The sequence below is a fragment of the Mucilaginibacter angelicae genome, assembly GCF_042434235.1.
GTDB classification, from domain to species: domain Bacteria; phylum Bacteroidota; class Bacteroidia; order Sphingobacteriales; family Sphingobacteriaceae; genus Mucilaginibacter; species Mucilaginibacter angelicae.
On sequence record NZ_JBHLTS010000046.1, the window covers coordinates 1 to 1,671 of the forward strand.

Annotated in this window: 1 protein-coding gene; it reads right to left on the bottom strand. The window is 45.5% G+C overall.

The window, feature by feature from the left end; translation table 11 throughout:
* Positions 1 to 33 precede the first annotated feature (33 nt).
* A complete protein-coding gene (locus tag ACFFGT_RS19225) occupies positions 34 to 1,401 on the bottom strand; it encodes an IS110 family RNA-guided transposase (RefSeq protein WP_377024139.1) in 1,368 nt (455 codons plus the stop codon).
* Between the last annotated feature and the right edge of the window lie 270 nt (positions 1,402 to 1,671).

Sequence of the window (1,671 nt, forward strand, 5' to 3'; positions counted from 1 at the left end):
CCTTATAATGACGTGCAAGTAATTGGTTCATAATCAAGCTGCATTTTGAAGTGTAAGCCCGAGTTTTTGCGCTTCTTTTTGCAGACGAGCGATCTTTCTTGCCTTTTGTACCTCTACATCCTGCTGAACTTTACTACTGTCATAAGCTTCCTGTTTGAGTACCATATTATAAAAGATGACTGCAATTTTCCTGGCCACTGCTTTTATCGCTTTGGCTTTACCTTTGGTTGCGGCCAATTTTCGGTATTGCTGTCCTAAGGGTCCTTTGCTTTGCCAAAGGCAATTGGCTGCTAATCTGAAAGCCTGCGTGGCCGGATTGTGGGTGATCCGTTTTTCATAGCCCACCAGTTTACCTCCGGTTATTTTAGGGCGGGGTGACAGGTTTAACCAACTCGTAAAATGACCGGCAGTAGGCCATTTGCTCATATCCGGTCCTGTTACGGCCAGTATCGTAAGCAGACCGATCTCATCCAAGCCTTCCACCGCTGTCAGGTCTACCCCCAATATAGCCAACAGATAATCCTTTAAGTTAATATGATATTGATTCTTACGAACCATGCCCTGTTTCTTTGTGCTTATGATCCCCGGTGCCAGCACTTTCAGCGTTTGTTCGATATGTAGCTCATAGCTGTGCATCTGTTCTTTAAAAAAGTCATATGCCTTCAGGTTCTGTATAAGGATATTGATCAGGCTTTCCCGGTAATCGCCCTCAAGGGACTTTAGCAGATCCTCCCGGCTTGCTTTTAAGCGCTTGTGATCGATACAGGAGAGCAGTTTTTCAGGATCGCTGATCCCCGAGCAAATCATCCGTAAAAGCATCATCCCAGACACCCCTTCGATATCACTGATCAGGTGCTGAAACTTGATGTTCATTTTAGTCAGGGTGTTTTGGATCCGGTTCAACGTATCGCTCTTCTGATCCTGCCAGATCTCTCTTTCATGAATGTAATGGCGCAGGTCCTGATAACAAGCCGGAGCAATATGCGATTCCCGTAAAAGACCATGGGTAAGCAGTTTATGCAGCCACTGGGCATCATTTATATCCGTTTTCTGTGCAGATACGTTCCGGAAGTGACTTGGATTGATCATCACTACTTTCATCCCATGCAACTCAAGGATCCGGTGCAGGGCCATCCAATAACTCCCTGTCGATTCCATCGTTACGATCTCTACTTTTTCTCTTTGCAGCAGCTCTGCCAATTCATAAAGACTTGATGTGAAACCGTTAAACTGGGCAAGATGGATCAGGTCCTGTGCATCTGTATAGGATACTACCATCAGCATGCTGCCGACATCAATCCCCGCTGAACGCGGGTAAAGTACCCCGAAGCGTTCCATCTTTTTTGAACCGGCAGGCACTCCCGCCTTTTTCTTCTTTTTGTTTTGCTTAGCTTTGCCCATATCTTTTTGTAAAAAACAGGGCAAACTCTGCCGCTTAAAAAAGTTCAAGCTTAAAAGCGCGGTAAACCACCAGCCTGCCAGCTGGTGGTTCCCTATAATATTTTTGCAAAAAGCGACAGTCCCAAACTCGCAAGCGGGCTCTTAAAGGCCCCAAGGATTATACGGGGTCTGTAGTTTGACCTTGTTTTTCCAGGCAAATATCTTACTTCTCATCCCAAAGCACGTCATTACATTTTTTTTCAGGTTTCCCCTGATCGTTACTCGCAATGA

Coding starts and splice junctions, on each gene's coding strand:
- ACFFGT_RS19225 (WP_377024139.1), bottom strand. CDS start 1,401: ATGGGCAAAGCTAAGCAAAACAAAAAGAAGAAAAAGGCGGGAGTGCCT.